This window comes from Streptomyces sp. NPDC002577, from assembly GCF_053594815.1.
Map to the genome: position 1 here is coordinate 35,231 of NZ_JBSFWK010000014.1, position 25,208 is coordinate 60,438.

Here is a 25,208-nt window from a genome sequence, read left to right on the forward strand (position 1 = left end):
CGGCCCTCGCTGCGGGGAGCAGGGCGGAGTCACCGGTTCCGGGCGTACAGGGCGTCGATCTCCCGCTTGAACGCGGTCACGATCGCGCTGCGCCGGAGCTTCAGAGACGGCGTCATGAAGCCGTTCGAGGCACTGAACTCCTGCGGCAGGATGCGGAACGCCCGGATGGACTCCGCCCGCGAAACCCCGGTGTTGACGCGTGTGACGGTCCGCTGTATCAGCGCCCGCAGCTCGTCGTCGTCCGTCATCGCCGCACCGCTCGCATGCGGTTTGCCTGCCATTTTGCGCCAGCTGGCCAAGGCATGCGGGTCGAGCGTGATGAGCGCCGCGACGTACGGCTGGTTGTCGCCGACCACCAGGCACTGCGAGACCATGGGGTCCTCCCGCAGCTGCTCCTCCAGGACCAGGGGGGCCACGCTCTTGCCGCCGCTGGTGATGATGATGTCCTTCTTGCGGCCGGTGATGACGAGATAGCCGTCCTCGTCGAGGTACCCCACATCACCGGTCGCGAGCCAGCCGTCTTGGAGCGCCTGCTCGGTGGCGTCGCGGTTGTTGAGGTAGCCGATGAAGACGACATCGCCGCGCACCCACACCTCGCCGTCCGGCGCGATGTGCACCGTGTTGCCCGGCATCGGTTTGCCGACGGTGCCGAATCTGACCCGGTGCACCGGCTGTGCGGTCACGGCTGCGGACGTCTCCGTGAGGCCGTAGCCTTCGTAGACCGTGATGCCGGCACCGGCGAAGAACAGGCCCAGGTGGCGGCGCAGCGTCGAACCGCCGGACACGGCATACCGCACGCGGCCGCCGAGCACGGCCCGTATCCGCGCGTAGACCGCGTGCTCGTACAGCGCGTGCTGCATTCTCAGCGCCGGGCCGGGACCGTGTCCCTTGCCGTGGGCCTGCCGCTCCAGCGCCTCCGCGTAGCGCGCGGCGACGTCCGCGGCCTTGTCGAACGCGGCGAGCCTGCCCGTCTCCTCGGCGGTGAGCCGGGCGCGCTGGAAGATCTTCTCGAAGATGTACGGCACGGCGAACAGGAACGTCGGGCGGAACGACTCCAGCGCGGACAGCAGCGCCTCTGGTGCCATGTCGGGCTGATGGCCGAGCCGGATACCGCCGCGCAGACAGCAGGCCACCACCATGAGCCCGTAGCAGTGCGCGACCGGCAGGAAGGTGAGGATGGACGGCTCCTCGCCCGGCTCGGCGACGAGCTCGCGCCAGCCCGCGATGAGCGTGTCGCATTCGGCGGCCAGGTTCGCGTGGGTGAGCAGACAGCCCCGGGGGCGTCCCGTGGTGCCGGAGGTGTAGAGGATCGCGGCGATCTGCTGCGGCTGGACCGACGCACGCTGCCGGGTGACCGCGTCGTCCGGCACGTCCCGGCCGGCCTCGACCAGCCGGCGCACGCCTTCTGCGTCCAGCTGCCACATGTGGGCCAGCCGGGGCACGGAGGCGCAGATCGCACCGACCGTCATCGCGTGGTCCTCGTGCTCGACCACGATCGCCGCCGCCTGCGTGTCGTTGAGGATCCAGCGCACCTGTTCCGACGACGAGGTCGGGTAGACGGGTACGACGCGGGCGCCGATGGTCCACAGGGCGTACGCCAGCAGCGTCCACTCGTAGCGTGTGCGGGACATCAGCGCGACCCGGTCGCCGGAGTGGATGCCGCTGGCCAGGAACCCCTTCGCGACGGCCAGCACCTCGTCGCGGAACTCGGCCGCCGTCACCGGGTACCAGTCGTGCGGGTGTTTCTCCGAGCGGCGCGAGAACTGCACGAACTCCGGTGTGTGGAAGGCGACCTGGAAGACGGAGTCCGCGAGCCCGCCCGAGCGCAGCGGCTCCACCAGACGCGGGAGGCTGACCTCCTGCACTCGCCTGCCTCCTTCCCGCGCACGGCGGCGCCATGTGTCGGACGACACGCAGCGCCGAACACCCGCTACGCGTATGGGGGATGCCTACACGAAGAATACGGTCCGCACCTGTGTGGTCACTCAACTCGCATCCGAATCGATAGGAAGGACACAAAGAACGCCCAGGACGTGCGAGTTGGACGTCAGAGCAGCTTGTCGAGGGTGATGGGCAGTGACCGGATACGGCGTCCCGTCGCGTGGTACACGGCGTTGGCCACGGCGGCTGCGACACCGACCAGGCCGACCTCGCCGACCCCCTTGGTGCCGATGGCGTTGCCGCGGTCGGGGTCGCCCACGAACACGACGTCCATGTCGGGGATGTCGGCGTTGACGGGGATGAGGTAGTCGCCGAACGTGCCGTTGGCGATCCGTCCGCTGGGCGTGTCGGTGACGGTGTCCTCGAAGAGCGCCATGCCGATACCGCCGACGGTCCCGCCGACGATCTGGCTCCTGGCGGTCTTCTCGTTGAGGATGCGACCGCCGTCGATCACGGACACGACGCGGGCGATGCGCACGAGCCCCAGGTCCGCGTCGACGCGTACCTCCACGAACTTGGCGCCGAAGGCACCCGCGAGGGCCATCCCCAGCTCGTCCTGGGACCGGGGTGCGCTGGAGCCGTTCGCCGTCAGCTCCGCCAGCCCGTTCCGGCCGAGGATGTCGGTGTACGCCTCGCCGCGTTCTGGCTGTCCGATCGGATGGATACGGCCTTCCGTGACCTCGACGGCATGCGGGTCGGCGCCGTACAGCGGGGATTCGCGGTCACCGACGGCCAGGTCCGTGAACTGCCTGACGAGTTGTCTGCAGGCGTCGAAGACCGCGTTGCCGAGCGCTGCCGTCAGTCCCGACCCGCCGGCCTGAGGGGCGACGGGCATGTCCGAGTCGCCGAGATCGAAGCGCACTCGCTCGAGCGGCAGGCCGAGGCACTCGGCGGAGAGCTGGGTCATCACGGTGTACGTGCCCGTGCCGATGTCGGTGGCGGCGCTGCGGACCAGTGCGCTTCCGTCCCTGTTGACGGTGGCCTGCGCACGGCAGCCCACCGCGTACCAGGGATAGGCGGCCCCCGCCATGCCGTAACCGACCAGCCAGTTCCCCTCGCGCATGGAGCGGGGGACGGGGGTGCGGGCGGACCATCCGAACCGCTCCGCACCGACCTCGTAGCACTCACGCAGAGCCTTGCTCGTCCAGGGCAGCCCGAGGATCGGGTGCACCTCGGCGTAGTTGCGCATGCGCAGTTCGAGCGGGTCCATCCCCAGTTCGTAGGACAGTTCGTCCAGGGCCGACTCCAGCGCGAAGCTGCCCTGCGCCTCGGCCGGGGCCCGCATGGAGGTGGGGTTCGGGATGTTCAGGCGGGCCTGCCGGTCCTGGGTGGAGACGTTGTTGCACTTGTACGCCCACCCGGTGCCCGCGGCGATCGGCTCGTAGTCGTCGTCCGCCATCCCCACCGGCGAGACACTGCGGTGGTCGATGCCCACCAGATCGCCGGTGCGGGTGGCGCCGACCCTGATCAACTGCACGCTGCTGGGCCGGTGCCCGAGTGAGGTGAACATCTGGGGGCGGGTGAGGACCAGCTTGACCGGCCGTCGTAGCAGACGGGCGGCGGCGACTGTGAGGATCACATGGGGCCACGCGCGCAGGCCGCTCCCGAAGCCTCCGCCCACATACGGCGCCAGCACACGCACCGAGCTCTCGGGGATTCCGAAGACCGCCGCCAAGGTGTTCCGCACCATGGACGGCCACTGGGTGGTGTCGTGGACCGTGAGCTGGTCGCCGTCCCAGACGGCCAAGGTCGCGAACAGACCGAGCGGGTTGTTGGTGTTGTCCGGCGTCGTGTACGTCGCCTCGACCGTGACCTCGGCCGTCGCCAGGGCCCCGGCGGCGTCGCCCCGGCTGTGGTCCAGGCCCCACGGGTTGCCGACCTGCGGGGCCCGGGGGTCCATCGGGTCCAGCAGGGGATCGGTGCGCTCGTACTCCGCCGACACGAGGTGCGCGGCCGCGGTCGCCTGCTCCTGTGTCTCGGCGACGACGCAGGCGATGTGCTGTCCGTGGTGCAGGACGCGGTCGTCCTGCAGGGGAGGGGGAGGGGACGCGCCGATGGCGGTCATCGGCCCGCGCTCCAGTTTCGGCGCGTTGGCGTGCGTGAGCACGGTGAGGACACCGGGTGCCGCCTCGGCCGCCTCGGTGTCGATCCGCGTGATTCGGCCGGCGGCGATCGTGCTCTGTACGAGCGCCGCGTAGGCCTGCCCGGGGACGTTGACATCCATCGGGTAGGGCGCGGCGCCGGTGACCTTGCGAGGGCCGTCGACCCGGTCGACCCCGGCGCCGATGACCGGCCTGCTCCTGACTGTGCTCATGCCGCTGCTCCTGCCACTGTCTGCAGCTCGCGCACCAGGGTGCGCTGTGCGAGCTCCACCTTGAAGGCCGTCCCGGGAACGGTCCACGCGCCCTGAACCGCCGCGGCCGCCGCCCGGCGGAAGTTCTCGGTGGAAGCGGAGGCGCCGGCCAGTTCCCTCTCCGCTTCCCACGCCCGCCAGGGTTTGGAGCCGACCCCGCCCAGGCCGATCCTGGCCTCCTCGATCGTGTCCCCGGACATCACCAGGCTCACCGCGGCGGAGGCCAGGGCGAACTCGTACGACATCCGGTCCCGCACCTTGAGGTAGCCCGACCTGGCGCGGTGCGGCAGCAGGGGAATGTCCACCGCGGTGATCAGCTCCCCGAGCATGAGGACGTTCTCGGCATCGGGGCTGTCGGAGGCCGCCAGGTAGAACTCCGTCAGGGGCACCTGCCGCTGTCCGGTGAGTCCCTGGATGTGCACGACGGCGTCCAGGGCCACGAGAGGGACCGCGAGGTCGGAGGCGTGGAGGGCGATGCACCGTTCGCTCGCCCCCAGGACGGCGTGCATGCGGGCGGCTCCGTGGACGGCCGCGCAGCCTGATCCGGGTGCCCGCTTGTTGCACTCGGCGACGGCAGGGTCCCGGAAGTACCGGCAGCGTGTGCGCTGCAGCAGATTTCCGCCGATCGTCGCCATGTTCCGCAGCTGCGTGGACGCGCCGGCCAGCAGCGCATCCCGTACGAAGGGGATCCGCTCCCCGACCGTGGGATCCGCGGCCAGTTCCTCCATGGTGACCAGGGCGCCCACGTGCAGGAGGTCGCCGCTTCTCTCGATGGTGTGCAGCGGCAGGCGGGTGATGTCGACCAGCAGCCTGGGGCTGAGCACGCCGTCCTTCATGAGGTCGAGCTGTGTGGTGCCACCTGCGAGGAACGCCGCCGCCGGATCGCCCGCGACCAGCTCCACGGCGTGAGCGGCGTCTGCGGCGCGGACGTACTCAAGCGTCTGCACGGTGACCACCCGTCGACGCCACCTCACGGATCGCCGCGACCATGTGCGGATAGGCACCGCAGCGGCACAGGTTCCCGCTCATGTACTCGCGGATCTCCTCGTCGGATCCGGCTCGCCCTTCTTCGAGCAGCGCCACGGCGGACATGATCTGACCGGGCGTACAGAAGCCGCACTGGAATCCGTCGTGCTCGAGGAACGCGGTCTGGACCGGGTGCGGGCCGTCGGGTCCCGCGATTCCCTCGATCGTCGTGATCGCGCGACCCTCGCACTGGGCGGCCAGGGTCAGGCAGGACAGCACTCGCCTGCCGTCCACGTGCACCGTGCAGGCACCGCAGGCGCCCTGGTCACAGCCTTTTTTGGTGCCCACCAGACCGAGGTGGTCGCGCAAGGCGTCCAGAAGGGTGACGCGCGGGTCGAGCGCCACCTTGTGAGTTCTCCCATTGACTTCCAGTGTCACGACGCGCATTAAATCTCCCGACATCAGACGAATGGTCGATAAGTACCCATTCGCCTGTTCCGTGAAGCCCGGCGAGACCCTATGCGGGCCGGTTTGCGTGTGTCGGGCCACATCCCCTATGCAGCACGCCGGTGGGTCACCTAAAGTAGACGTACGTCCACTGAAATGGTCGGATCTGCCGCACCGGAGGCCGCACATGCTTGACCACACCACCACCGCGCAGCTCGCCGAACGCCCCATGGAGGGCGAACCGGACCAGCAGACAGCCGTGGACAAGGCCCTCACCCTGCTGACATCGATGGCCGAGTACGACGACGGAATCGGCGTCAGCGAGCTGGCCCGGCGCACGCAGCTGACCAAGTCCACGGCGTTCCGGCTGCTCGGCATCCTCCAGCGCAATGACGTGGTCGAGCGCGTGGGCAGCAACTACCGGCTGGGCTCCCGGCTCTTCGACATCGGCACGCGCGTCTACGGCCCCACGACCCTCGAACTGCGCGAACGACTGCTGCCCTACCTCGCGGACCTGTACGAGCTGACGCACGAAACCGTGCATCTGGCGGTCCTCCACGACACCGACATCGTGTACGTCAACAAAATCCAGGGACACCGCCCGACACAGAGCCCCTCGAGGATCGGCGCGCGGATGCCGGCCTCCTGCACGGGCGTCGGCAAGGCGCTGCTCGCGTTCGACCACGACGCGGCGGAGCTGACCATCGCGCAGGGGCTGACGGCCCACACGGACCACACCATCACCGACCCCGAGCTGCTGCGCGCGGAGCTCGCCCGTGTCAGGCGGGACGGGATCGCCTACGACCGCGAGGAGGCGGTACGCGGTCTGGCCTGCGTCGCGGTGCCCGTCATGGGACCCGCCGGGCGTCCGGTGGCCGCGCTGTCGGTCGCGGGCGCCGCGAAGCGCTTCGATGCGCACCGCCTGGCACCGGCGCTCCGCCGGGTCGCCTACGAAGCGTCCCGGGCCCTGGCCGCTGCGCAGGGGCCGAGCAGGGCCCGGAACGCGCAGGCGGTGAACCAGGGCCGGCAGGACAAGGCCCGCTGGTCCGAGCGGCCGCTGGCCCACTGACCCTCGGCAGGGCGAACCGGGGGCGGTCCGTCCTCAGCGCCCCGCCCTCAGTGCTCCGCGCGCTCCTCGGCGTGCCGCTCACTGCCGTGGGTGCCCGGGACGCCGTTCCCTCCGGTGCCGGGCTGCACGCGCGGCACACTGACCACGATGTGCATGAGGCTCTCCCCGCCCAGGGACTCGTAGAGGTGCGGCCGGTCGCCGGGGTAGCGGACGAAGTCACCGGCGGAGAGTTCGACCGGGCTGTCCACCGGACCCACCCGTACGCGACCGCTGATCACGTAGAGATGCTCCAGCGTGCCCACGGGATGCGGCTCGGACCGGCCGCCCGCCTCGCCGCGGGGGCCGGAACCGATGCGCAGCAGGTAGTTCTCGATCACACCGGAGCCGTAGATGTGGTCCAGGGAGCGGCTCTCGTATCCGGCGTGCTCGTGCCAGGCCACGGTGTCGCCGCGCTGCACCGTCATGACCTGCTCGCGATCGGCGACCAGCCGCGTCACCGGAACGCCGAGGGCGCCGGCGATGGAGTACAGCGTGTCGACAGTGGGGTTTCCGGTGCCCAGCTCCAGCTTCGACAGCGTCTGCTTGGCCAGGCCGGCCTGACGGGCCAGCTCGGCCAGCGACAGGCCCCGCTGCTCTCTGAGGATGCGCACGTTGCGTGCGACCACGGCGTTTCCGGATGACACGGCACCACTCTAGGCCAGCGCACTGTGCGACGAAGATCGAGTTCCGCTCCGCGGCACGCGAGGGGCCACCGGAGCGGAAGCGCGGACCGCACCGGCTCAGTCACCCAACTCGCGCCCGAATCCCGAGGACAGAGCCAGAGCGCTCTCGGGCAGCGTCAGCTCGCCTGCCGCCCTGCGGTCCTTCAGGTAGCCGTATATCTGGAGGACTTGGGACCACAGGTGCTCCCCGGCCACCAGCCCCGTACGGGCCGGGCGGTCCGGCGTGACGAAGCGCGGCAGCGGCTCGACACGCGTGTGGTAGTCGACGTTGAAGAAGAGCGGGAAGGAGTAGCGCTCCTCGCTGACCCGCCGCACCCGGTGGGTGGTGGAGACGAACTCACCGTTGGTCCACAGCTCCAGCATGTCCCCGATGTTGACGATGAACGCGTCCCCGAGGGGTGGCACGTCGATCCAGTCGCCCGCACCGTTGAACACCTCGAGACCCGGTCCGGTCGGCCGCAGCAGCGTGAAGCACTCGTAGTCCGTGTGCGCGCCGATGCCCGGCCGGTCCACGGCCGTCTCGTCGTACGGATAGTGGATCAGCCGCAGCCCGCTCGGCGCCTTCGTCGCGTACCGGCTGAAGGTGTCCGGCTCCTCGCCCAGCGCCACCGCGAAGGCCCGGAACAGCAGCTGCCCGAAGGCCAGGGCCGCTTCGTAGTACGCCGTCGTGGCCTCGCGGAAGCCGTCGAGGTCCGGCCACACGTTGGGGCCGAGAAGCGGAGTGCCCGCCCGGACGTCCGGATCGTCGAGCGGCAGGTCCAAGGCAAGCCCGAAGACCTCCTTGCGGTCGGCGGTGCCCTGCGCGAACACCTCCTCGCCTTCCGGGACATAGCCGCGGTGGTTGCGGGAGCGGCCGATCCAGCTGCGCATCTTCTCCTCGTGGGGGAGGACGAAGAAGCGGCGGGCGGCGTCGAGGAGACCGTCGAAGAGTTCCGGTGCGACGCCGTGCCCCGTGAGGTACATGAACCCGACCTCGCGAGCGGCGCGGCCGAGCTGTTCGGCGACCTCGCGCTGTGCCTCGGGTCCGCCGTGCAGCAACCCGGACGCGTCGACGACGGGCAGTCCGGTGAAGTCCTTGAACGGTGTCATGGGTCAGTCAGTCCTTGTAGTCCGGCGCGACACGGTCGAGCAGGCGCAGCAGAGCTGCCCAGGCCAGGTCGTACGCGTCGTCGTCGGCGAAGTCGGCGACGTCGTCCCCGGCCAGCTGCCGCGCGGTGTACTCGCACACGTCCGGCGGCGGCATGACCAGCGGCCCGCCCGACTGCGCGGTCGTCTGGATCTCGCACGCCTTGTCCAGGTAATACATGCGCAGGAACGCCTGGGCGGCGGTGGTGCCGACGGTCAGCAGGCCGTGGTTGCGCAGGATCATCACCGGCCGGTCGCCCAGGTCGTCCGCCAGACGCTTCTGTTCGGCGAGGTTGAGAGCCACGCCCTCGTAGTCGTGGTAGGCGACCCGGTCGTAGAACTCCATCGCCGTCTGGCTGACCGGCAGCAGCCCGCCGGCCTGCGCGGCCACCGCGCATCCCGCCTTGGTGTGGGTGTGCAGGACGCACCGGGCGTCGGGGCGCGCGGCATGGATCGCGCTGTGGATGACGAACCCCGCCGGGTTCACCCGGTACGGGGTCTCCTCGACGGGCCGGCCGTCGAGGCCGATCTTCACCAGGGACGAGGCGGTGATCTCCTCGAAGAGCAGGCCGTACGGGTTGATCAGGAAGTGGTGCTCCGGACCCGGCAGCCGCAGCGAGATGTGCGTGAAGATCAGGTCGGTCATACGGAAGTGGGCCACCAGGCGGTAGACGGCGGCCAGTTGGCGGCGCAGCCCACGCTCCTCGGCTTCCCGCTCGGCGTCCATGTCAGTGCTCCTCTTTCGTCATGGCGTCCGCGATCAGATGCTGGAAGCGGGCGGTGATCTGGTCCCAGTGCGGGACGAGGTGGTTGCGGTCAGCTGCGGGGGAGTGGCGGCCGTGCTGGAGCGAGCGCAGCACGGGCATGTCCTGGTCGTTGACCTCGAAGAGCACGTCGCAGAGGTTCTTGCGCGCCGTGTCGTACGCCGCGTCGGCGGCAGCCGCGGCCACGAACACCGCCATGTGCTCCACGGTCCGGTCGGGTGCCACCGGCTCCAGGGCGATGACCTGGTAGAAGTCCGGCTCGATGAACAGCATGGCGTTCGGGAAGACGCAGAAGATGTCCTGCCGGTCCCGCAAGTCGTCCGGGATGTCGCCGAGCAGCGGCAGCGGCGACTCGCCCGAGCCACCCGCCGCGGTCTGCCCGGACGCCTTGGCGCTCGCGCCCCGCGGGTAGTAGCCGCCGATGACAGCCTTCGACAGCACCTGGTCCTCGATGTCGAGGAGCGTCGCCGCCGGTCCGACCTGGGGATGGACGAACGGCAGATGGTAGAAGTCGAGGAAGTTCTCCACGACCAGCTTCCAGTTGGCGTCGATGTCGTAGCGCCGCTCCTCGGCGAGGTGCAGCGCCGCGAGGTCGTACGGAGCCCAGCGCTCGACGAGCGGTGCCAGCAACTCCTCCGCCGTTTCGGCGGTTTCGCAGCCGAGGTGTACGAAGATCAGGCCGGCCCACTCGGTGTGCGGGACGGGCAGCAGCCCGAGCCGTTCGCGCACCTCGGGGTCGGGGCCCGACCCCTTCGTACGGTCCCAGTACGGCGTTCCGCACAGGGAACCGTCCAGGTTGAACGTCCAGAAGTGGTACGGGCAGCGCAGCCGCCCCCGGGTGCTCGGCTGTTCGGACAGCACGACGCCGCGGTGCCGGCAGATGTTGTGGAAGACCCTCAGGGTGCCTTCGCGGTCACGGACCAGCAGGAGGGGGCGGCCCGCCACGCTGACCGGGTGGGAGCTGCCCGGTTCGGCCACCCAGTGCGTGAAGCCCGCCCATACCCACCGGCTTTCGAAGATCAGCCGCCCTTCGGCGTCGAAGACGTCCCGGTCGGTGTAGGCAGAGGCGGGGAGGATGCTGCTGCCCACGGGCCGCCCGTCGAGGGGGCCCGACGCCTCGCGTGCTCGTGCGCTCACGGAGCCTCCCCGGCCGAAGCCGATGCCGCGAACAGCTCCTCCGCCCACGTCTTCAGCAGCAGCGCCTCGTGCCAGCGGTCGGACAGCTCCTCGCCGTCCGCGCCGGTGATCGCGTACGGGGTGGTGCCGAGCTCGCAGAGGAAGATCAGGTCGGCGGCGTCTCCCGCGCGAGTGCGCCAGGAGCGCATGGCCTGCAGCCACCAGCCGCGGAACCGCTGCACCTGCACGGCGTGCTGCGCGAACTCAAGCGGGATCTGCACCTGTTCGCGGTTGGCGACCCGGCCCTGCAGCGACGCGCCCTGGTGCAGAAGGCGGTCGATCATGCCGTCCACGCGCGGGTCGGACGTGTCGGGCAGTTCGTTGCCGACGACGTAGTGCGACAGGTCGAGGGAGAGACCCACGTCCGGGAGTTCCTCTACGAGGCGGTGGGTGAAGGCGAGATCGTTCGTGAGCGTGTAGCGGTGCGTCTCCAGGTGGAAGGCGAAACCCGCCGTCTCCGTCTCCTTGCGCCAGCCGCGTACGAGCTCGGCGGCCTCGGCCGGGTCGTCGGGGAACACCTGACCGCAGACCACCACGAGTTCGGCGCCCACCTCGGCCGCGTACTCCAGGCTCGCGGTCAGCGGGGTGCGGTCGTTGACGAACGCGGTGACGAGGGATCGCAGTCCCGCCGCGCGCAGCAGGGGCGCCACCTCCGCCGTGCCCGGTGCCTCGCGTGCGTACAGGTCGAGGCCGACACCCGCGAAACCGGCCTGTTCGATCCGCTCGATGCGCTCGGCGAGTGTCCAGGGCCGCGCGCCGCGCCAGGGCAGGCCCTCCATGGCCCACAGCGACTGGAAGACGGACAGCGTCTGGGTCACAGGGACGCTCCGGGAGCTGCTGAGACCGGCTCGTTCGGCGAATTCGACGGGCTGGTGGGCGCTGGCGGCTCGATGAGGGTGCGCGCACCGCCCCCGCAGTACCGCACGCCGACCACGTCCCCCGCACCGGGCACTTCCGCACCGGCCGGAACCGTCACCACCAGCGGCTGCGCACACCCGGCCACCGTCACCGTGACTCGGCTGCGCGGACCCTGGAAGACCACGCCGTCCACGGTCGCCGGCACCGCGCCCGTCACGTCGGGATCAGCGGTGAGCGCCAGGTCCTCCGGCCGGACCACCGTGGAGCCGTCGGACGCGCCCTCCACGGGCAGCGCGAGCGCCTCGACGCGACCGCCGCAGACGGGCAGCAGATTGGCCTCGCCCAGGAACTGCGCGACGAACGGCGTCGCGGGACGGTGGTAGACCTCCTCCGGCGTGCCGATCTGCTCGATGCGGCCGCCGTTCATGATGGCGACCAGGTCGGACATGGACAGCGCCTCCGTCTGGTCGTGCGTGACCGCCACGGTCGTGGTGCCGGTCTCGCGCTGGATGCGCCCGAGTTCGTACTGCATGGCCTCCCGCAGCTGCTTGTCGAGCGCGGCCAGCGGCTCGTCGAGGAGCAGCAGCGCCGGCTCGTACACCAGTGCGCGGGCGAGCGCGATGCGCTGCTGCTGGCCGCCGCTGAGCGACTGCACCCGGCGCCCGCCCACCTCGGGCAGGCGCACCAGCTCCAGTGCCCGCGCCACCCGCTCGCGCCGCTGCTCCTTGGGCATCTTGCGGGCGAGCAGCGGGAATTCGACGTTCTGCGCCACGGTCCGGTGCGGGAACAGCGCGTAGTTCTGGAACATCACACCGATGTCTCGCTTCTCGGGCGGTACGCCGGTCAGCGGGCGGCCGCCGAGCAGCACGCTGCCCGAGGTGGGCTCGGTGAACCCGGCCAGTACGTTCAGTGTGGTGGTCTTGCCGCTGCCGCTGGGGCCGAGCAGCGTGACGAACGAACCGGCGGGCACGGTGAGGGTGACGTCGCGCAGGATCGGGGCGCCCCCCAGGTGCACGTTCAGGGCGTCGATCTCGACGGACACGCTCATGACATCCTCCTCGAACTCCTCGTCAGCCGTGCACTCTTCGTATTCCTCGTGCTCCGCGTACCGGTCAGCAGCACCATGAGGCCGAGCAGTGCCACGGCCATGCCCATCACCAGCGTGCTGACGGCGGCGATGGCGGGCGAGGCCTGCTGGCCCGCCTCCAGCCACAGGAGCGTGGGCAGGGTCTCCTCGCCCGGCGGGCTCAGGTAGTACGACAGGACGGACTCGTCGAAGCAGAGCCCGAAGGAGAGCACCGCGGAGCCGGCGATGCTCCGTGCCACCAGGGGCAGTTCGACCCGCAGCAACACCGAGGGCCAGCCGTGGCCCAGGCTCCGGGCGGCGCGTGAGAGCGCCGGATCGACCTTGGCGAGCCCCGCCGACACGGACAGGCAGACCAGCGGCGCCGCGAGCGTGGCCTGGCCCAGAATCAGGGTGCGGATGCCCGCACTGCCGCCCAGGTCGTCGATCGCCAGATACAGACCGAGGGCCAGCACCAGCGGGGGTACGACCATGGGGGCCAGCATGGCGGTCCGCAGCAGTCGCGCACCGCGGCGCATACGGGGCAGTGCGAGCGCGGCGCTTGTGCCCGCCACCACGGCGGTCGCGGTCGCAGTCCCTGCCGTGGAGAGCGACTGCGTGAACGCCGCCTGCCAGTCGGAGCTGGTGAACACCTCCGTCAGCCAGCGCGTCGAGAGTCCGGAGGGCGGAAAGGTCAGATAGCGGTCCGCACTGAACGCGATCGGGAGGATCGCCAGCAGCGGGGCGATCAGGAAGAGCGCGATGAGTGCTCCGGCCGCGTTCACCCATGGCGACAGGCGGCGGAACGCGGTGCGCAGTTCGTCGTCCGTCACACCCGCTCCCACTGCTCGCTGATCTTGAGGAACCGGTCGGCCACGACATACAGCCCCAACGTCGTCACCAGCAGCACCACACCCATCGCGGCCGCCCCGCCGAGGCTCTGCATCCGGCCGAACTCCGTGCCGATGACGGTCGCCGTCACCTGGCTGCCGGGCCCGCCGAGGAAGGCGGGCGTCACATAGAAGCCCAGCGACATCACGAAGACGATGACCGCCCCGGCCGCCGCCCCCGGACGCAGCGCGGGCAGCACCACCGTGCGCAGGACCAGCCACTCGCCCGCGCCCAGACTGCGCGCGGCCCGCAACTGTGCGGGATCCAGGGAGCGCAGACCCGCGTACACGGGCAGCACCATGTACGGCAGCATGATGTGCACCATCGCCGGGATCAGGCCTGGCAGGGTCTGGTAAAGCCCCAGCCCGTCCTCCGACAGCCCGAGCATCTTCGCCAGTTCGTCCAGTACGCCCTGCGGCTGCAGCATCAGCACCCAGCCGTACGTCCTGACGAGCAGCGAGATCCAGAACGTCAGGAAGAGCGCAGCGAACAGGACATGGCTCAGCGTCCTGCGCGCCAGGCCCAGCGCGAGCGCGTACAGCACACCGAGAACGCCCGTGCACAGTGTCACGAGCGCGGCCATCCAGAGTGTTCGCCAGGCCGCGCGCAGGAACAGGGCGCTGCGGAAGGGCTCCGTGAACATCCCGGCGGGGCCGTGGTCCGCGCTGCCCGCGACGACCACGGCGACCAGCGGGCCGGCGAGCCCGAGCAGGAGCAGGGCGAGCGGCGGCACGAAGAGCCATCGGGCACCGCTGCTCCCTGCACCGCGCGCGCGTGGGCGTGCGGTGCCCGCGGACGCGGACGGCCGGGGCGGTTTGTCGAGTACGGCTGTCATGCGCCCACCCAGTTCGTGAACTTCTCCACATACTCGGCGTCCGTCTTGCCGAGGTAGTCGACATCGACGCTGAGCTGCTTCGCCACGTTGTCCGGGGCGCTCGGGGTGAGCGCGAGCTCGGTGTCGGTGAGCAGATCGAGGGCCTTGGAGACGACCGGGCCGAGATAGATCTTCTTCGACATCAGGGCCTGCTGCTCGGGTGTCGACATGTAGTCGAGCAGGGCGTTCGCGGCGTCCGCGTGCTGCGGCTTCTGCGGCATCGTGAACGAACTCCAGGGGTAGAGCATCGCATCCTGGAACGTGAAGTCCACCGGCTTGCCGTCGTTCTTCAGCTGGATCATGCGGGCGCTGGAGGTGGCGATCATCGACGTGCTGCCCTGGGCCATGTACTGCTGGCCCTGTGCGTAGGTGTCGTAGAAGACCATGTGCGGCTTGAGCTCGTTCAGCTTCGCGATCGCGCGGCCGAAGTCGAGGGGATAGATCTTGTCCTTGGGGACGCCGTCCCCGAGCAGCGCCAGTTCGAAGACGCCCATGTAGAGGGACTTGGGGAAGGCGCGCTTGCCCGGGAACTTCTTGGTGTCGAAGAAGTCGGCCCAGCTCGTCGGTGTGGCGTCGAGCTTGGTCGACCAGCCCATGACCTGGCTCCAGGCGTAGCCGCCCGCGCAGTAGTCCTGGTAGGCCTTCGGCACCAGATCGCAGCGGCGCACCCAGTCGGCCAGCTTGCCCGGCGCCTTCCCGGAGGCGACCAGACCGGCGACGGAGTACCCGTCGAAGTCGATCAGGTCCCACTCGGGGCTCGAACTCTTCAGCATGGACAGGAACTTGCCGTAGTCCCAGGCCGCCTGGACCACGCGCGCCCCCGAGACCTCGGAGTACGGGTCGAAGCACTCCTTCTGCCGTATCTCGTATGTCTCGCCGCCGAAGCCGGAGACGACGACCTGGCGCGATCTGATCCGGGGCCACTCGGCGTCGACGTCCGCGGGGGCGTACTTCGAGCCGGACTTGCTGCTGCCGGCATCGCTCTCCGAGCCGCCGCAGGCGGTGAGGAGCGTGGGCGCCGCCAGCGCACCGCCCGCTGCCCAGAAGGCCCGGGAGATGATCTGGCGCCGTGAGAAGGGGACGGGCGGGCGTGACATGAGGCCTCCGACGGACGTTCGCTCCAGGGGCCGACTGCCTCGCCTCGTGATCCGGATTGGCTCTCAGGGGCGAGTTCTGCAGCCGATGCGTAAGCACAGTAGGAGATGAACTTCCGAAGTTGCGGTGGTGAAATAATTCAGCCGCAGATCCTTACGTGTGCGAAACATGAGTGCCGGAAAGATGTAGACCCGTCCCCGACCGGCAGGCGCCCGGAGTACGGAGGCGACAGGGGCGCGGGTCCCTACGAGGTGAGGACGGACCGAATGGCGCAGATCGAGCTCGACCACACCGACCAGGCGCTGCTGGCAGAGGTCCGCCGGGACGGCCGGGCCACGTATGAGGCGCTCTCGCTGGCGCTCGGGCTCTCCCGCCCGGCCGCCCGTGCCCGGCTGCAGCGGCTGCTCGACGCCCAGGTCCTCAGCATCGCCGGCGTTGTGCACCCTTCCGTCTTCGGCCTCGCCGCGTACGCCCATGTCGCGGTAGCCGTCGACGGCCCGGTGCTCCCCGTCGCCGGGCAGGTCTGCGCCATGCGCGACGCCGTCTACGTCTCGGCGGTCGCCGGCCGCTTCCCGCTCGTCGCCGAACTGCGCAGCGCCGATCATGACGCACTCGCCGACGCGGTACGCCGGATCGCCGCGCTGCCCGGCGTCCGCGAGGCCCATACCGCCGTCTACACCGAGATCCTCCAGCACGCCCACTTCCCGCCGGGGCCGTACCAGCCGACCGCCATCGACGACACCGACCGGGCCCTGCTGGAGCGCCTGCAGCGTGACGGGCGTACGCCGTTCGCCGAACTCGGCGCCGCCGTCGGCCTGTCCACGAGCGCCACGCGCACCCGGGTCCTGCGGCTCCTCGAATCCGGTGCCGTGCACATCGGTGCGCTGGTCCAGCCGGACGCGCTCGGTGCCACCCGCATGAGCGGCTTTCAGCTCACGCTCGACGGACGGCTGGCGGACAAGGCGCTCGCTGCTGTGAGGGATCTGCGTGAGGTCGAGTACCTCGCCAGCAGCATCGGGCGCTGCGACGCCATCGGTACCGCCGCGAGTCCGTCGGCCGACGGCGAACTGAGCTTCCTGGAGACCCTGCGGGCCGTTCCGGGCGTGCGGTCCGTGGAGTCGTGGACCCACTTGAGGCTGTTGAAGGAGGACTACGCCTCAGCGGATCCGGCGGAAGCCGCGTCGGCTTGAACCGCAAGGTGGCGTGTACACGTGGCGGGTGCGCTCGGGTGACGCCGCGTCAGCCGTCTCCGGAGCCCTCGGAGCACCAGCCGCGGACCAGCGCGAAGAACGCCTCCTCGTTGCCCGCGAGTCCGGCCAGTGACAGGGCCCGGTCGGCCTCGGCGAGAGCGGATTCCGGGACGATCACCGGCCGTGGTGTGCTCGCAGAGGTGTCGAGCGTGGCCCGGACGGTGTGCAGCAGGCGGAGATACGCCTGGACCGCGGTGCGTTCATGACCGGTCAGGACAGCGGTGGACATCTGCATGGTCGGCTCTCCCCGGATGGCGTCGCTTTCGGCCCTGCGCCGCCGAGGCGACGTACCGCAGCCCGTGGCGGTGACGAAACGAAGCGGCGCACAGCTCTCTGTCACGGCCCAGCTTGCCTTGCACCACTGACAATCCTGGGGAAGAGCCCCGCGGACGGCAGCGCCTCATCCGCGGTGAAAGTGCCGTATCCACGGTGAAACCTCACGGAAATCCCGTGTGCGGTAAGGGATCTACGCTCTAGGCAGGCGGGCGGCCCGACCACCGTCCGCCGAACGGAACCACCTTTTCGGGGACTTGCAAGGAACGGAGGCGAGCCCGTGTTCGGCGAACCAGGCCGGGGCCCGCAGCGGCGCACGGGGCGGCTGCGCTCCGTGGACGTCGAGGAGACACGACTGCACCATCGCGTCGTGCACGGCTACCGCCGCGCGTACCGGATCGCCGGCGAAGGCCCCGCGATCCTGCTCATCCACGGCATAGGGGACTCCTCCGCCACCTGGGCGGACATCATCCCCGGCCTGGCGCGGAGCCACACCGTCATCGCCCCCGATCTCCTCGGCCACGGCGCGTCGGACAAGCCGCGCGCGGACTATTCGGTGGCGGCCTACGCCAACGGCATGCGCGACCTGCTCGGTGTACTGGGGATCGAACGGGCCACGCTCATCGGTCACTCGCTCGGCGGCGGCGTGGCGATGCAGTTCGCCTACCAGTTCCCCGAGCGCACCGACCGGCTCATCCTGGTCAGCGCGGGCGGTGTCGGGCGCGAGGTCAACCCCGTTCTGCGAGCGGTGTCCCTGCCGGGCGCGGATCTGCTGCTGTCGACGCTGCGGCTGCCCGGTATGCGGCTGCAAGCGGGGCTTTTCGCCCGTGCCATGCGGCTGCTCGACACCGATCTCGGGCAGGACGCCCCGGAGTTGTTCACACTCGTCGACGCGCTGCCCGACGCCACGTCGCGCAGCGCGTTCATCCGTACGCTGCGAGCCGTCGTCGACTGGCGCGGTCAGGTCGTGACCATGCTCGACCGCTGCTATCTGACGGAGGGGATGCCCACGATGCTCATGTGGGGGTCACGGGACGGCGTGGTGCCGGTGCGGCATGCGTACGGGGCGCATGCCGCGATGCCGGGCAGCCGACTGGAGATCTTCGAGGGAGCGGGGCACTTTCCGTTCCACGCCGATCCCGTGCGGTTCCTCTCGCTCGTCGAGGACTTCATGGCCACGACGCGGCCGGCGGACTGGAGCCGGGAGCGGTGGCGTGAGCTGCTGAAGGACGGGCTGCCGCCCGGCGGGGGACCGGTCGCATCCGGCCTTCCGCAGGCCGGGGAGCGGGAATTGCGGGAGGCCAGCGAGCGTAGCGCGACGTGACGTCGCGGTCGGCTCACTCCGCCGGCACCGCCCTCCTTTCGCGCTCCGTCAGCGGCGGGCCCGTCAAAGGGGTGCGGACCGGCCCGCGCACGGTGGCTGTGATCACCTCTGGCTTCACCAGTTCGGTGAGCGGCGCCGAGAGAGTGATCACGTCGAGGAAGGCCTTCGTGAGACGGGGGCGGCCCGTTGCCCCGAAGAGCAGGCGGTCCACGTAGCCGCGCAGGAGCCGTGCCGCGGAGCCGGGCTGCTTGCCGGTTGCTCCGGGGTAGAGGATGTCCTGACCGGTGGCCAGATCCCAGGCGACGGAGACCGGGCGGGACACGGCGTGCTGGACGCGGCGGGCGAGGCCCGGCGCGGTGAGGCCGTGGGCGGCGACGTTGTCGCGCAACGCCACGGCGCTCTGCGCGGAGACCGACATCCCGTGGCCGTAAACGGGGTTGTACGTGGCGACCGCGTCGCCGAGCACGACGAAACCCTCCGGCCAGGCGGTGACCTTCTCGAAGAAGTTCCTCCGGTTGACGGTGCTGCGTGTGACCGCCACGTCCGACAACGGCTCAGCGTGGGCGATCAGTTCCCCCACGACGGGATGCCGGACCCCGCGCGCGAACGTCTCGAACCGGTCGGGGTCGGCCGTGGGCTGGCCGCCCCTGGTGCCGGACAGGGTCACCAGCCACCGTCCGCCCTCGATGGGGACGATGGTCGTGGTCTGCCCCGGCCGGGGTTCCCGCGCGTCCGCCTGCACATTGACCACCGGGAAGTCCTCGGTTCCGGCCGGCGCGCGGAACAGCCTGCTCGCGTAGGCCAGGCCCGAGTCGACCTCATCGCGGGGAGCTTCCGGGACGCCGAGCGCGTGGAGCCAGGCGGGGGCGCGAGAGCCGCGACCCGAGGCGTCCACGACAAGGTCCGCGTGCAGGAGGCGCTCGCCGGTGGCCTCGCCCTCGGTGGTACGGACGTTCTCGCCCTCGGTGGTACGGACCCGTACGCCCGTGACACGGGCCGCGCTGCCCACCAGGGATACCAGCTCGGTGCGCGGGAGCACGGTGACCCGGGGGTGCGCGGTGACCCTCTCGCGTACCACCCAGTCCAGCAGATCGCGGCTGCAGGCGATCATGAACTGCATCTCGGGCCAGCGGCGGATCCAGCCCTGAGCCTGCATGGAGACCAGGCCCGTCGGCAGCGGGACGCGGCGCGCGCCGGCCGCGAGCCAGCGCCGGGTGATGCCGGGCAGCAGGTCCTCCATCGCCCGGGCCCCGCCGGACCACAGCACATGGACGTGGCGCGCCTGCGGAAGTCCTCTGCGCGGTTCCGGGCCGTCCGGAAGCGCGTCGCGCTCCACGACGGTGACGTCGGCGTACCGGCACAGGGCGGCGGCGGCCTGCATGCCCGCCATGCCACCGCCGATGACCACGGCATGGCGGGTCGCCGCACCCGGGCCCGCCGCCACACCCCGGCGGACCGCTGTCACGCCCCGGGCCGCCTTGCCCTTGCGGGCTGCTGCCGCCCCGCCGACCGCCGCACTCCAGCGGCTGCTGCGGGGCTCCCGGGAACCGTGAACCGATGCCGGGGATCCGGGATTCGGCTCCGGGACATGCCCATCGGGTTCCTGCGCACCGCCATCGTGCCCCCGGAAACCGCCGTCCAGACCGCCGCAACCGCCATCCGAGTCATCGCCCCCCGGGCGCCCCGTCCCATCGGGATCCGGCCGGCTGTCGTCGGTGCCGTCGGATTCGGTCATCGGAGCTCGCTCTCTGGCCTGGCGGCGTGCCCTCGGGCTGCCGCGACGACGGGTGACTGACGCAACGCGATGGACATCCGCACCAGATCACGCGGCCCCTCGGCCCTGCCCGAGACCCGGACGGAGGCGGAGGCGGATGCGGTCGCCTTCGCCGAACTGATGACCCTGCCGTCCGGATCGGCGGCGCGGGCCCGGAGTGCCGCGGTCACCATCGCCGCGTCGGCCACGGCGTGCGCCTGCTCCGGTTCGGACCCCCTCGCCACGGCCGCGGCGTAGGCGCTCGCGCGCATGTCGGCGTCGAAGTACGGATACAGGCTCAGCATGCCGTCGTGGATGTCCGACTCCCGCTGGGTGACCAGCAGTTCGACCGAGGGCCACCAGGTCAGGCGCAGGGCCCGGGCGTCGTGCTGCGGCATGGCGGGGCGCAGTTCCCGCCAGAGCGGTCCCAGGCGCCGGTACGTGTCCCAGGTGCTCCAGCTGTTCGCGAGCCGCTGGCAGACCAGCGGCAGGCAGAACCCGATCGCGCTGATCTCGGCGCCGACCGAGGCCAGCAGCGGAGCCGCATAGGTGCTGAGATCGTCCCAGTCGTGGCCGGCCCACCGGGCGAACACGGCGGCGAACTTGGCCACCAGATAGGCCAGGTTGAACAGATAGCCGAACACGATGACCAACAGTCCGGCCCTCAGCCAGCCGTGCACCTTCAGCGACCAGCGCCAGCACAGCACGGACATCGTGACACCCGCGACGGTGAGTGCCGCGAGGTAGAGCACGATCATTTCGCGCATGTACGGCGTGTTCGCGTAGTAGGTGTCCAGGTCGCGCAGCCGCTCGACGGGGGCGTCGCCCAGCACGAACAGCACCGCGAGCACCACGATCACCACGCCGTACCCGGCGATCCACCGACGGGAGACACGCCGCGTGACCTCGGGCGGCCCGCCCCGCCAGTTGACCATCAGGACGAGACAGGAGGCGCTGAAGGCGCTCAGCAGGCAGTAGACGAGCGGTCCTGAGACGTTCGTGATCCCGGTGATGCGGTTCACCGTGGCGATCGTCGGCGGGGCCGCGAAGAAGAAAACCGCCGCACCGAGGGCGAGCAGCGCACAGACGGACCGCAGCAGCGGGTCGCGCCAGGCGCGCACCAGTGCGGGCGCCTTGGAGGCGAGCGCGACGCCCAGGGCCACGGCCGGTATGTAGTAGTCGGAACCGTCCACGTCCTCAGCCCTGCGGCCCGCGGAAGCCGAGCGACGTCTCGATCCGGCCGGCCAGTCCCTCGTGCCGTACCGGTCCGCGCAGCGTCGAACCGGCCAGCCACGAACGGCACTTGCTGGCGAGCAGCAGCCCGAAGCCCTCGGCCGCCTTCTCGTCGGCCAGGTCGAACCGCGTACGGGCCGCCACCTTCAGTACGGTCGCCTGCAGATCGGCGTCGTCCGACAGCAGCCGCGCGGCGACGGCGGCGCCCTCGACATGGTGGCCGCAGTGTCCGGCGTTCATGTGCCACAGCTCGTGGCCCAGGATCACCAACTGGTGGTCGGGGGCGGTGCGTTCCTCGATGACGACGAGATCCTGGTCCGCCATGTCGAGCCACAGCCCGCTGGCCGTCCCGGGCGGGAAGGCGGCCGTGCGGTGCCGGACCGGGCGGCCTCGGCGTCTGCTCATGCCGTTGCACAGCGCGACGTACAGCTCGGCGGGCTCCACCGGCGCGGGCAGACTGATCCCCGCGACCAGTTCGGCGCACAGCCTGCGCATTTCTTTTCCCATGCCCACCGATGTCCCCCGGATCACGACTCGGGCCGCCTGACGTTCTCCAGGAGCATGTCGAGCCACTCGGCCACCTTGTCCCGGTGCTCGTCGGTCGGCAGCTGCGCGGCGCGCCAGGCGATACCGCGCACCCCGTGGTCCTGCAGCAACTGCTCCAGCGGGTCGTCCTCCACGGCGGCGGACGCGGCGGCCGATGCCCGGTCACGGTCGGCGAGCTGCTGGAGCAGCTCCTGCTCGGTGCGCTGCAGGGCGCCGGCGAGCGCCTCGGGGTCCTCGGCCGTGAGGAAACCCGCGTGGACCTTGAAGAACCGCTGGATGGCGTCGCAGTGCTCCATCGTGGGGCGCCGGCCGCCGTTGATGAGGGCCCCCGCCTGCTGGCGCGACATGCCCGCGCCGTCGGCGATCTCCTGCTGGGTGTACCGGCGTCCGTTGACTTTCAGCCGAGTACGGCGCAACAGGTCGAGGCGCTGCAGAAAGCGCGCCTGAAGATCCGGCTCGCCGGCCGGCTGACCGCTCAGCAGCAGCTTCACCACGTCGTCCGGGACACCCGACGCCGCGGAGAGCCGCTGGACGTCGAAGACCTCGCAGTGCGGCACGCCGAGCCGGTCGGCCAGGGCTGAGACGCGGCCGGCGACGGCCCGCAACGGAGCGGTGTCCGCGCCGTCCGCAACGGGGAGGTCTTCCGTCACCGATCGGTCTCCTGCATCTCTTCCAGCACAGGTCGCGCACAGAATCGCGACACTCATGAGCTGCCCGGAGGCTAGCGGTTCGGACGTTCCGCAGCCAGGCATCGCCACAACTGTGGCGGGAATCAGTCGTCAACAGGCGCCAAATGCCACGATAGTTGACACGGTTGTGCCTGCGTAGCAGGATCGCCACGCGGCGTGAAGGCCCTGAAGGCCGCATTCGCAAGAGGGGTGCCTCCCGATGCCACATCACGCCGGAGGGCTGCGGCCACCCGAGCCCGAACCAGCGAGCCTCGAAGCACGGGCGTATCTGCAGGACTACGCGGTGCTGCTCGAAGCCGTCCCCTTCCCCTCCGTCGTCTTCGACCACCGGTGGGACGTCGTCCTCGCCAACTCCGCCTTCGACGCGCTGTTCGGCGGCGTCCGCCCGCATCCCACGGCCATGCCGCGCGACAACTTCCTCCGGTTCGTGCTGTTCCACCCGGACGCCGCCGCGGTGCTCGCCGAACACGAGTCGCGCTGGTGCCTGCCGATGCTGGCCGACTTCGCCGCCGCCGTCGAACGCCACGGCCAGGACGGCGGCCTGCAGTCCATCCGCCAGGACATCGCACAGGACCCCATCATGGACGCCGCGTTCCGGCAGGGACTGCCGCGCTGGATCCGCCAGGCCGGCGAGGAGGCCGTGCACCACGACGGCGCGGTACGACCGCTGTGGCACCCCGACCCGCGCTGGGGCCGCACCGACTGCCGCATCGTCCGCGAGACGCCCAGGACCCTTGAGAACCTGGGCTATTCGCGTATGACGCTGGTGCTGCGGGAGCCACGCCGCGTCCCCCGCGCGCGGACGCACGGGGGGCGGCGGGCCGGGGGGAGCGGTGGGCATCTGCGGGCGGTGCCGGTGGCCGAGGCGTAGTCGCACGCCTGGCGTCAACGGGGCGCCGCGCCCGGTCCGCGCCCCGTCGCGTGAGCCATGCCCGCCGGTCCGGTCCGGTCAGCCCTCCACATCCACGAAGACCGGATTCGTGTAGAACCACGTGTCCAGCCACGGATTGCCGTTGCCCGGCTCGTGCACCACCGGCCCGTGCGGGTCGATCGCGGCGCCCAGGTAGCCGGTGCCGTTGCGGTTGCCGTCGCTGCCGCGCAGCCGCAGGTAGAAGGACCCGTCGGCGGTGCCGACCGGCAGCGTGAGGGTGTACGTGCCGGTGCGCCCCGACACGTCCCAGGTGTGGGTCACCCTGGTGTCGGGAGCCCGCCACTCGTCGCGGTCGGCGACAGGGCCGGTCACCGCTCCCCGCACCACGTCGACCTGCGCGAGCTCGGGCAGGATGCCGTACGGATTGCGGCGGGACGCCGTCGTCACGGTGACCGAGAGGGTGAGGTTCTCACCGCGCCGTACGTGCAGCCGACCGCCCAGCGTGGCTCCCCGGCCCCGGCCGTCCGCACCCTGCACGCGTACGTCGATGCCGTCGAGGAGATGGCCGTGGTCGACCCAGACCCGGCCGGCCCGCAGCCCGGCCATCACGCTGCGGTAGCCGTAGCGGGTCACGCCCACGTGCGTCCGGCTGAACTGGCCCGGCCAGAAGTCGGAACCGGGCTGCGGCTCGGTGGTGTTCACCGGGTCCGGGAGGCGGCCGGTGTTGTCGAAGTTCTGTCCGGGTGCCCAGTCGCCGTTCTTCCAGGTGTCGAACACGACCCGGTGCACGTCCGAGTTGGAGGTGATCGTGAACAGCCTGCCCTCGGCGAGCATCGCGTCCCACAGGCCGCCGACCGTCGCCGTCGCCCAGTCGAAGCCGCCGTAGGTGAGGTAGGCGTCCCGCGGGTAGCCGGCCCAGGAGTTGGCCGAGGGAGCGTTCTCGTACTCGCCGCGGATGCTGTTCGCGCCCCGCCAGCCGGGCAGCGCCGCGCCCTGGGCGCCGGGCGCGCCCTCCATGCCGATCATGATGCCGGGCGCGGCGTCGCGCCAATTGCGCATCTCGTGCGGGGAGTCGATGCCCAGCCGCAGCGGGTGGTTGGCGAGGACGAGGACGTCGTCGACGTAGCCGGTGCGGCGCTGTTCGTCGAGCCACTTGAGGGCCGCCACCGCATGCGCCTCGTTGCGAGCCGTGTTCGGATCGTCCGGCGCGCCCGCGGTGTAGCCGAGCAGCTTGCCGTCGTACGCCGTCTCGAACCGGGTCAGTACGTCGACCTCGTTCGGGCCGGGCGGGGTGAAGACGGTGCAGTGCTCGGCGCCGGGGATGTACCACTCAAGGCCCTGGAAGATCAGCTGCCGGGGGTTGTCGGCGCGGGCCTGGAGGATCTGCTCGTGCTCCAGCTGTGCGCCGTACTTCGCGTGCCCGAAGTTGCTGTGCTCGGTGAACACCATCCAGTCCAGGCCGTACTCGGCAGCGGCGGCGGCGATCTGCGAGAACGTGTACTTCGCGTCGTGGCTGTAGACCGAGTGGTTGTGGTGGTCGCCCACCAGGTACGCCAGTTCCGGGTCGTTGCCGCCGGTGGCGGCGTACGCCTGCCCCGCGGGCAGCGCCCCGCCGACCGCGAACGCGGCGCCGAACAGCCCTGCCCGGCGCAGCAGCCCGCGCCGGCTGAGGCCCTGGGCGTCGAGCGAGTCCGCGGACACCCGCGGGTCGGCCCATACGGGCAGGGGTCTGGACATGGCGGAATCTCCTTCGACGAGGCGGGATGCCGCGCACGGTAACGGGTGACCCGGAGCGGCCCGGCGAAGCGGAGGTGAACATTCAGGGCGCGGTGGCGGGGCCAGGGGCGGCCGCGGTGCGGCGGCGGACCGCCGCGGCGGCGCCGGTTCCGCTTCGGACTTCCGACACCTTCTTGTTCCCGCCCGTA

23 protein-coding genes are annotated in these 25,208 nt (G+C 70.8%); 4 read left to right on the forward strand and 19 right to left on the reverse strand.

Going from position 1 to position 25,208, the window contains the following annotated elements:
- Positions 1–29: 29 nt before the first annotated feature.
- From ACWD4J_RS19985 to ACWD4J_RS20000, 4 genes are all read right to left on the reverse strand, one after another.
- Complete coding sequence (locus tag ACWD4J_RS19985) at positions 30–1,865, reverse strand: AMP-dependent synthetase/ligase (RefSeq protein ID WP_451396714.1); 1,836 nt, start codon at positions 1,863–1,865, stop codon at positions 30–32.
- Between the two features lie 182 nt (positions 1,866–2,047).
- Positions 2,048–4,255 carry a xanthine dehydrogenase family protein molybdopterin-binding subunit gene (locus ACWD4J_RS19990; RefSeq protein WP_451396715.1) on the reverse strand — a complete coding sequence of 736 codons (2,208 nt, stop codon included), beginning with the start codon at positions 4,253–4,255 and terminating at the stop codon, positions 2,048–2,050.
- Entirely contained in the window at positions 4,252–5,241 is a 990-nt protein-coding gene (locus ACWD4J_RS19995; protein WP_451396716.1) for an FAD binding domain-containing protein, read from the reverse strand. The genes ACWD4J_RS19990 and ACWD4J_RS19995 overlap by 4 nt, the downstream gene beginning before the upstream one ends.
- Positions 5,228–5,722, reverse strand: a complete 495-nt coding sequence (locus ACWD4J_RS20000; RefSeq protein WP_451396717.1) for a (2Fe-2S)-binding protein — start codon at positions 5,720–5,722, stop codon at positions 5,228–5,230. The genes ACWD4J_RS19995 and ACWD4J_RS20000 overlap by 14 nt, the downstream gene beginning before the upstream one ends.
- A gap of 172 nt (positions 5,723–5,894) precedes the next feature.
- On the opposite strand from ACWD4J_RS20000, the gene ACWD4J_RS20005 reads away from it, so the two are divergent.
- Entirely contained in the window at positions 5,895–6,776 is an 882-nt protein-coding gene (locus tag ACWD4J_RS20005; RefSeq protein ID WP_451396718.1) for an IclR family transcriptional regulator, read from the forward strand.
- A gap of 47 nt (positions 6,777–6,823) precedes the next feature.
- Here ACWD4J_RS20005 and ACWD4J_RS20010 read toward each other — a convergent pair whose 3' ends face one another.
- From ACWD4J_RS20010 to ACWD4J_RS20050, 9 genes are all read right to left on the reverse strand, one after another.
- Positions 6,824–7,459, reverse strand: a complete 636-nt coding sequence (locus ACWD4J_RS20010; RefSeq protein ID WP_451396719.1) for a helix-turn-helix domain-containing protein — start codon at positions 7,457–7,459, stop codon at positions 6,824–6,826.
- Between the two features lie 96 nt (positions 7,460–7,555).
- The gene (locus ACWD4J_RS20015) at positions 7,556–8,587 is read right to left on the reverse strand and encodes an isopenicillin N synthase family dioxygenase (protein ID WP_451396720.1); all 1,032 of its coding nucleotides are present in this window, start codon (positions 8,585–8,587) and stop codon (positions 7,556–7,558) included.
- A gap of 7 nt (positions 8,588–8,594) precedes the next feature.
- Positions 8,595–9,350 (reverse strand): class II aldolase/adducin family protein, encoded by a 756-nt coding sequence (locus ACWD4J_RS20020; RefSeq protein ID WP_451396721.1) that lies wholly within the window; start codon positions 9,348–9,350, stop codon positions 8,595–8,597.
- Between the two features lies 1 nt (position 9,351).
- A complete protein-coding gene (locus tag ACWD4J_RS20025) occupies positions 9,352–10,524 on the reverse strand; it encodes an aromatic ring-hydroxylating oxygenase subunit alpha (protein WP_451396722.1) in 1,173 nt (390 codons plus the stop codon).
- Positions 10,521–11,381: a sugar phosphate isomerase/epimerase family protein gene (locus ACWD4J_RS20030; protein WP_451396723.1), complete on the reverse strand. Its 861-nt coding sequence runs from the start codon at positions 11,379–11,381 to the stop codon at positions 10,521–10,523. Before ACWD4J_RS20030 ends, ACWD4J_RS20025 begins: the two co-directional genes overlap by 4 nt.
- Positions 11,378–12,469 (reverse strand): ABC transporter ATP-binding protein, encoded by a 1,092-nt coding sequence (locus tag ACWD4J_RS20035; protein ID WP_451396724.1) that lies wholly within the window; start codon positions 12,467–12,469, stop codon positions 11,378–11,380. The genes ACWD4J_RS20030 and ACWD4J_RS20035 overlap by 4 nt, the downstream gene beginning before the upstream one ends.
- The gene (locus ACWD4J_RS20040; RefSeq protein ID WP_451396725.1) at positions 12,466–13,317 is read right to left on the reverse strand and encodes an ABC transporter permease; all 852 of its coding nucleotides are present in this window, start codon (positions 13,315–13,317) and stop codon (positions 12,466–12,468) included. The genes ACWD4J_RS20035 and ACWD4J_RS20040 overlap by 4 nt, the downstream gene beginning before the upstream one ends.
- Positions 13,314–14,210 carry an ABC transporter permease gene (locus ACWD4J_RS20045; protein ID WP_451396726.1) on the reverse strand — a complete coding sequence of 299 codons (897 nt, stop codon included), beginning with the start codon at positions 14,208–14,210 and terminating at the stop codon, positions 13,314–13,316. The genes ACWD4J_RS20040 and ACWD4J_RS20045 overlap by 4 nt, the downstream gene beginning before the upstream one ends.
- Complete coding sequence (locus tag ACWD4J_RS20050) at positions 14,207–15,346, reverse strand: extracellular solute-binding protein (RefSeq protein ID WP_451396727.1); 1,140 nt, start codon at positions 15,344–15,346, stop codon at positions 14,207–14,209. The genes ACWD4J_RS20045 and ACWD4J_RS20050 overlap by 4 nt, the downstream gene beginning before the upstream one ends.
- 264 nt (positions 15,347–15,610) lie before the next feature.
- Here ACWD4J_RS20050 and ACWD4J_RS20055 point away from each other — a divergent pair, with 264 nt between their 5' ends.
- Positions 15,611–16,534, forward strand: coding sequence for an Lrp/AsnC family transcriptional regulator (locus ACWD4J_RS20055; RefSeq protein WP_451396728.1), 924 nt, complete (start codon positions 15,611–15,613; stop codon positions 16,532–16,534).
- A 49-nt stretch (positions 16,535–16,583) separates the two neighbouring features.
- Here ACWD4J_RS20055 and ACWD4J_RS20060 read toward each other — a convergent pair whose 3' ends face one another.
- Positions 16,584–16,823: a hypothetical protein gene (locus ACWD4J_RS20060; RefSeq protein ID WP_451396828.1), complete on the reverse strand. Its 240-nt coding sequence runs from the start codon at positions 16,821–16,823 to the stop codon at positions 16,584–16,586.
- 369 nt (positions 16,824–17,192) lie between these two features.
- Here ACWD4J_RS20060 and ACWD4J_RS20065 point away from each other — a divergent pair, with 369 nt between their 5' ends.
- Positions 17,193–18,191 carry an alpha/beta fold hydrolase gene (locus ACWD4J_RS20065; protein WP_451396829.1) on the forward strand — a complete coding sequence of 333 codons (999 nt, stop codon included), beginning with the start codon at positions 17,193–17,195 and terminating at the stop codon, positions 18,189–18,191.
- A 13-nt stretch (positions 18,192–18,204) separates the two neighbouring features.
- Here the strand turns inward: ACWD4J_RS20065 and ACWD4J_RS20070 are convergent, their stop codons facing one another.
- From ACWD4J_RS20070 to ACWD4J_RS20085, 4 genes are all read right to left on the reverse strand, one after another.
- A complete protein-coding gene (locus tag ACWD4J_RS20070) occupies positions 18,205–19,656 on the reverse strand; it encodes an NAD(P)/FAD-dependent oxidoreductase (RefSeq protein WP_451396729.1) in 1,452 nt (483 codons plus the stop codon).
- A gap of 266 nt (positions 19,657–19,922) precedes the next feature.
- Positions 19,923–21,137: an MAB_1171c family putative transporter gene (locus ACWD4J_RS20075; protein ID WP_451396730.1), complete on the reverse strand. Its 1,215-nt coding sequence runs from the start codon at positions 21,135–21,137 to the stop codon at positions 19,923–19,925.
- A gap of 4 nt (positions 21,138–21,141) precedes the next feature.
- A complete protein-coding gene (locus ACWD4J_RS20080) occupies positions 21,142–21,672 on the reverse strand; it encodes a toxin-antitoxin system, toxin component (RefSeq protein ID WP_451396830.1) in 531 nt (176 codons plus the stop codon).
- 32 nt (positions 21,673–21,704) lie between these two features.
- Positions 21,705–22,373, reverse strand: a complete 669-nt coding sequence (locus ACWD4J_RS20085) for a helix-turn-helix domain-containing protein (protein ID WP_451396731.1) — start codon at positions 22,371–22,373, stop codon at positions 21,705–21,707.
- 238 nt (positions 22,374–22,611) lie between these two features.
- Between ACWD4J_RS20085 and ACWD4J_RS20090 the strand changes: the two genes are divergently transcribed.
- On the forward strand, positions 22,612–23,283 hold the full coding sequence (locus ACWD4J_RS20090; protein WP_451396732.1) for an MmyB family transcriptional regulator: 672 nt from the start codon (positions 22,612–22,614) through the stop codon (positions 23,281–23,283).
- Positions 23,284–23,361: 78 nt separating this feature from the next.
- Here ACWD4J_RS20090 and ACWD4J_RS20095 read toward each other — a convergent pair whose 3' ends face one another.
- Positions 23,362–25,020: a PHP domain-containing protein gene (locus tag ACWD4J_RS20095; RefSeq protein WP_451396733.1), complete on the reverse strand. Its 1,659-nt coding sequence runs from the start codon at positions 25,018–25,020 to the stop codon at positions 23,362–23,364.
- Positions 25,021–25,208 lie beyond the last annotated feature (188 nt).

Excerpts from the sequence above, each read along its gene's own strand:
- ACWD4J_RS19990 (WP_451396715.1), bottom strand. The coding sequence starts at position 4,255 with ATGAGCACAGTCAGGAGCAGGCCGGTCATCGGCGCCGGGGTCGACCGG.
- ACWD4J_RS20000 (WP_451396717.1), bottom strand. The coding sequence starts at position 5,722 with ATGTCGGGAGATTTAATGCGCGTCGTGACACTGGAAGTCAATGGGAGA.
- ACWD4J_RS20005 (WP_451396718.1), top strand. The coding sequence starts at position 5,895 with ATGCTTGACCACACCACCACCGCGCAGCTCGCCGAACGCCCCATGGAG.
- ACWD4J_RS20015 (WP_451396720.1), bottom strand. The coding sequence starts at position 8,587 with ATGACACCGTTCAAGGACTTCACCGGACTGCCCGTCGTCGACGCGTCC.
- ACWD4J_RS20020 (WP_451396721.1), bottom strand. The coding sequence starts at position 9,350 with ATGGACGCCGAGCGGGAAGCCGAGGAGCGTGGGCTGCGCCGCCAACTG.
- ACWD4J_RS20035 (WP_451396724.1), bottom strand. The coding sequence starts at position 12,469 with ATGAGCGTGTCCGTCGAGATCGACGCCCTGAACGTGCACCTGGGGGGC.
- ACWD4J_RS20045 (WP_451396726.1), bottom strand. The coding sequence starts at position 14,210 with ATGACAGCCGTACTCGACAAACCGCCCCGGCCGTCCGCGTCCGCGGGC.
- ACWD4J_RS20050 (WP_451396727.1), bottom strand. The coding sequence starts at position 15,346 with ATGTCACGCCCGCCCGTCCCCTTCTCACGGCGCCAGATCATCTCCCGG.
- ACWD4J_RS20055 (WP_451396728.1), top strand. The coding sequence starts at position 15,611 with ATGGCGCAGATCGAGCTCGACCACACCGACCAGGCGCTGCTGGCAGAG.
- ACWD4J_RS20060 (WP_451396828.1), bottom strand. The coding sequence starts at position 16,823 with ATGTCCACCGCTGTCCTGACCGGTCATGAACGCACCGCGGTCCAGGCG.
- ACWD4J_RS20080 (WP_451396830.1), bottom strand. The coding sequence starts at position 21,672 with ATGCGCAGGCTGTGCGCCGAACTGGTCGCGGGGATCAGTCTGCCCGCG.
- ACWD4J_RS20090 (WP_451396732.1), top strand. The coding sequence starts at position 22,612 with ATGCCACATCACGCCGGAGGGCTGCGGCCACCCGAGCCCGAACCAGCG.
- ACWD4J_RS20095 (WP_451396733.1), bottom strand. The coding sequence starts at position 25,020 with ATGTCCAGACCCCTGCCCGTATGGGCCGACCCGCGGGTGTCCGCGGAC.